4 protein-coding genes are annotated in these 4,462 nt (G+C 58.8%); all 4 read right to left on the bottom strand.

What is annotated here, in order from left to right; translation table 11 throughout:
• Nucleotides 1-40: 40 nt before the first annotated feature.
• Genes M622_RS36975 through M622_RS40895 form a run of 4 tightly spaced genes read right to left on the bottom strand, consistent with a single transcriptional unit; the run spans nt 41 to nt 4,371 of the window.
• Nucleotides 41-1,615 carry a UvrD-helicase domain-containing protein gene (locus M622_RS36975; protein WP_021250775.1) on the bottom strand — a complete coding sequence of 525 codons (1,575 nt, stop codon included), beginning with the start codon at nt 1,613-1,615 and terminating at the stop codon, nt 41-43.
• The gene (locus tag M622_RS36970; RefSeq protein WP_021250774.1) at nt 1,608-3,683 is read right to left on the bottom strand and encodes an ATP-dependent nuclease; all 2,076 of its coding nucleotides are present in this window, start codon (nt 3,681-3,683) and stop codon (nt 1,608-1,610) included. Before M622_RS36970 ends, M622_RS36975 begins: the two co-directional genes overlap by 8 nt.
• 24 nt (nt 3,684-3,707) lie before the next feature.
• Nucleotides 3,708-4,121 (bottom strand): holo-ACP synthase, encoded by a 414-nt coding sequence (gene acpS, locus M622_RS36965; RefSeq protein WP_021250773.1) that lies wholly within the window; start codon nt 4,119-4,121, stop codon nt 3,708-3,710.
• 37 nt (nt 4,122-4,158) lie between these two features.
• Nucleotides 4,159-4,371 carry a MazG C-terminal domain-containing protein gene (locus tag M622_RS40895; RefSeq protein ID WP_370696052.1) on the bottom strand — a complete coding sequence of 71 codons (213 nt, stop codon included), beginning with the start codon at nt 4,369-4,371 and terminating at the stop codon, nt 4,159-4,161.
• Between the last annotated feature and the right edge of the window lie 91 nt (nt 4,372-4,462).

Here is a 4,462-nt window from a genome sequence, read left to right as displayed (position 1 = left end):
GTTCGTGCTCCCTGAGAAACGGAAGCCTGAGCATGCCGCCTCACCCGCGGCTATGTAAGGATGGGGTTCGTGGAGCGCTTACCTTGTTCCAGCCTCTGCCGACGACCACGAGCACATTCTCAAACTCGGCACCCTTCACACCATGTTTCGTTGCAAACGGCGTATGGCCATCAATGAATTGGTCTAGCACTATGACCTCGGAGTAAGAGACAGCCCGCAGCTTGCGCAGTTGGGTGACACGCCGTGACTCTCCCTCCACAGGTTCAGGCCCTGTTTCCGCCAGCCTTCTTTCGCGTTCTTCCACCGCCTCGGGAAGCCGCATGTGTGGCTGCGCAGCAAGAAAGTCGATCACCTCACCAATCGATCCAGAAAGTCGTAGCGCGATCAACGTCTCCATGGTGTCAGCCCATGCGACCTTGTCCACATGCTTGCGAATGCGCGGCATGCCCGCGCCGAAGCTCTCGAACATCTCGCCGTAACGCCGCGCTTCGAACGCCGCACAAGCCGGTTCGAGCTGGTCCGTCAGAAACTTGATATGGGGATCATCCTTCTTCAGCCAGGGCTCATTGAACTGACCATAAATCGGCGGAATACTCGCGTATCCCTGTTCGCGAGCCAGCACGCTGTGGCTGAGCATCAGTATCTTGGTCTTCCCGACTGAGAAATCCCAGCCCTCGCCGCCGAGCCGTCTTTTGATGTGACCGAAATAGGCTCTCGCCGCGTCGGCACTGGTGTCGCCTGTCCAGTGGCCACCGCCCTGTCCGGTGCGTCTGACTCCGGGCCAGTCATTGGTGTGGAAGACGCGCGCTTCGCCTGGCGCGTCAGGGTCGCTCACCATCTGCGGCAGATCGGGGCGCATACGATTCAGCATCTGCACGATCGGGGCCACCGAACGGAAGTTGGCGTTCTTGTCGATTACCTCAAGCGCGTCATGCTCAACTGAGCCGCATCCGTCGCCGTAGATTTTCTGCCAATGATCACCGAACAGTCCAATCAGTGGCCCTTCGCCGCGATCGAGGAACCAGGCCTTAAGTGCGTCAACAAACGCTGCGTCTGTGTCCTGGTACTCGTCGATCAGCAGCACTGGATAACGTGCCGTTAGCACCGCCCGGAACTTGGGAAATGCCATGACCTGAATCATCAGCGCCAACACATCCTCGTGGCGGATGGTGACTTGCTCATCCCCCACGCTGGGAAAGCCAAGCTCATAGTGCACGCGTCGAGCGCCGATACCACCAGTTGGCTCCAACCTCTCCGCCCACCCGGGCAATCCAGGCACAAGGGCACGGAGCGTCGCCTGAAAATCCTGCAGGATTGACCAGCAAAAGCCATGGACGGTCTCTGATCGCACCGCCGGATGCGCCCCGATACGCGAAAGTATCTCGTCCTTGGCGACGTTCGTGTATGTGATGCAGCCAACCTGCTGACGCTGGCGAAGAAGCTCCGAGCCGCGGTGGTCAATCAATCGACGAAGCGCCTTGTCGAGAGAATAGGTTTTGCCCGCACCGGCGCCCGCCTCCAAACGAAAGCTTCTCGCTTCGTCGAGGCATGCGAACATCCGTTCAAGCGCGACGCGACCGGCGGCGTCGGCGGGACTTTCGACGCCATCAGCCATTCTCGCCAGCCTCTACGACATTCACGGCGACACCGGCCACTTCGGCAACGATCTCGATAGCGACAGCGGGTGGTGGCTCCAGGGCGACAAGGTTGCCATGGGCCAACCAGCGCAAGCCCTCCGAAATGTAGCGGGGCACGTTCCAGTCCGTTTGCTCGATTGCATGCTCCAAAGCGAACGTCGACTTTTTCTGCTCAGCGGCGTGCTCATAGGCGAGTTCGGCGGCATCCCCGTCACCAAGTGGAAAGCGGTCGGGGTTTGCAAGAATGAATGCATCTTCAAAGCTACGCGCGCACGGCCCGCCGTCTGCCTCGGGGATCTGGTAGGCGAGCCGGCGAAGACCGACCATCTTTTGAACTGCCGTCTTTGCCAACAATGCGGCTGGCGAAACATCATTCTCGAACCAAGCCTTGATGCAGCCGTTGCTCGTAAATTCGCCCTCCGCGACGGGCACGGCCACGCGCTTCCCGTTCTGGTTGGATTTCACGGCGTCGATGTCGGTGATGATCAGTGTGCGCAATTCGAGGAAGGTCAGAAGATCGAAAAACCGGTGCGCGTAAGCGCCTCCGACCTCCATCACTGTTAGATACTGGCTCGCCAGCTGTGGCTCACCGGCAGCCGCGGCGTCAGTCTTGCGAATCATGGCCGGAAGCAGGAGCCGCTCAGAGGTACCCTCGATGAGGACGGCCTTGTCGGCGAAGAACAGATCGCACCGAGTCAGGGTCAGATACTGGTGCAAGAACTCCCGATCGGGCACAGGCGCGTCGCCCATTCCAAGCCGCAGGTCTTTAATGACCGACCGGCGCAGGCTTTCGCCGTCCGGAACTGACAGGAAATAGCGCATAGATTCGAAACGCGCTTCGTTCGCCATGTGCGGTGAATGGGTGGTCACAACGAACTGCACCGGCCAGGGGCGGTTCTCGTTGAGCTGTGCCACGAACGCACTTGTGATCTGGTCGAGCTGGCGGATGAAGACCTCCTGCATTTGGGGATGCAGATGGGCCTCCGGCTCCTCAATGAAAACTAGATGAACTCCGGCAGCCGACGGTGTTGCCTGATACTCGCGAAAAAAGCGCAGTAGCTGTAGGAGCATATAAACGAGGTTGCGCACCCCGAGGCCGTTGTAAGTCTCGGGCAATGTGACGCCATTCACGCCTAAATAGCGAACCTTGGTGTGGTCGTTGAGTAGCTTATCTACATCGAAGCTGGTTTCGGTAACCAAGCCGGGGTCGGCTAGCCCCGGATAGCCGAATAGATCGAACGTGGGCAGTAGGGAAGTCAGCTTCGCATTGAAGCCGGCATGCAGGTCACCCTGGATCTGCTCCACCGCCACTTTTAACTGTTCGGCGGTGGTGCGTTTTTCCGGGTCAAGCGGATCTGTCAATGCCGACTGAAAGAGCACTTCGACGACTTTGCCAAGCACATCGCGCTCGCGGTGGGTGTCATCGTCCAGTCCCCGTTGTGCGTTGATGAAGCCCCCGTGGACCAGTGCGGTAAGCGTCTTCGGCTCCAGAGCCTTGCGATTGGTTGGATCGTTGGGATCGACCGCCTCAAGTGACGACGCATAGGCTGCCGGCAACCTGCTCCCGAGCGCGCGAAACAAAGTGCTACGGTCGGCGGCCACATCTTCGCCTGCCGTGACGATCCCGGCGAACAGCGTTTCGGCTGCCGTCGTTCGCGGACCAAAAGTGAGAACCAGCCGCGCCTCTGCACAGTCTGGATTGAGATCGATGATGCAGTCGCTGAGCGGCCCTAGATCGGGTGCGTCTACATCATAGGAAATGTCAAGCGTGATTGTGATCGATGGGAGATGTCCGAGCACATCGGGAACATCTGCGCCGGCCCGGAACGCATCGAAGGCCGCCCAAAAGCCTTCATGACAGCCGAGGGAGAAATCCTCCAACCTGAACGTCAGAGTTCGTTCGGAAAGGAGACGACGGAACAGCTCGGCTATTGAGGTCTTGCCGCTGTTGTTGCGGCCGACGATCAGCGTCGTCCGCTCTTCCAGTCCGATCGCGACCTTCCGCAAAAGCCGGAAATTTTCGATTTCTACATGCTTGATACGCATTTGGTTTTGCTTCCCATTCCCTGTTTACGAAGCCAGCGCAATGACGCTCGCCATCGCAACCATGGTTGTGTGGCTCGCACTAACCAACCAGCGAACGATCCCCTGTTCGTCCGCGATCGCCACCAATCGGCGGTGCAACACGACAGTTGGTGCGCCTGTCCGCTGAGACACCACCTCGACATCCGTAAACGCAATGCCGTCACCCCAGCCTGTACCAAGCGCTTTCAACACAGCCTCCTTGATGGCGAATCGCGAGGCAAGCCTCTCGATCCTGTTGCCTCCTTCATCCGCAGTGGTCAGTTCCCCACGTGTGAAGTACCGATCCAAGAAGTCGTCCGCCTGTTCGTTCATCAGGCGGGTGAAATCCGCCATGTCGACAACATCCAAGCCGTGGGCTACAACGTTCCCGGGCTTCAAGGGCTGATGTTTGTCAGTCATGCTACGGCCTCCTGTTGTTGTCAGACTCCAATAACCGTTAGGACTTGCGTGGAGCTTTCCGTCGAGCGCTATCGGGTGGTCCGAGAAAAGTCAGACTCTTAGCATCCTGATCGACAAGTAGCTTTCCGCCGCCGGCACTCAGAACTTGGCGCCAGACCTCAAATCCGACCAAGATCGCGCGCTGCCACTCCCCAAGCGACCTTTCTCGCACTTCGAGTAGCGATGTCACACCTTTGATCGTACGCAGCAACTTGTAGGGGGCAGCTCACGAAACGGAACAAATCGTACGCTAAGGCATAGCTCGCCCAAGCCGGTCCCCTGCCGACGTGGCGAGGCTCGTT

Source organism: Thauera terpenica 58Eu (genome assembly GCF_000443165.1).
Classification (GTDB): domain Bacteria; phylum Pseudomonadota; class Gammaproteobacteria; order Burkholderiales; family Rhodocyclaceae; genus Thauera; species Thauera terpenica.
This window is presented reverse-complemented; position numbering and strand designations above follow the sequence as displayed.

What these genes read in the sequence shown, in the direction of transcription:
- M622_RS36975 (WP_021250775.1), bottom strand. Translation starts at nt 1,615, where the DNA reads ATGGCTGATGGCGTCGAAAGTCCCGCCGACGCCGCCGGTCGCGTCGCG.
- acpS (WP_021250773.1), bottom strand. Translation starts at nt 4,121, where the DNA reads ATGACTGACAAACATCAGCCCTTGAAGCCCGGGAACGTTGTAGCCCAC.
- M622_RS36970 (WP_021250774.1), bottom strand. Translation starts at nt 3,683, where the DNA reads ATGCGTATCAAGCATGTAGAAATCGAAAATTTCCGGCTTTTGCGGAAG.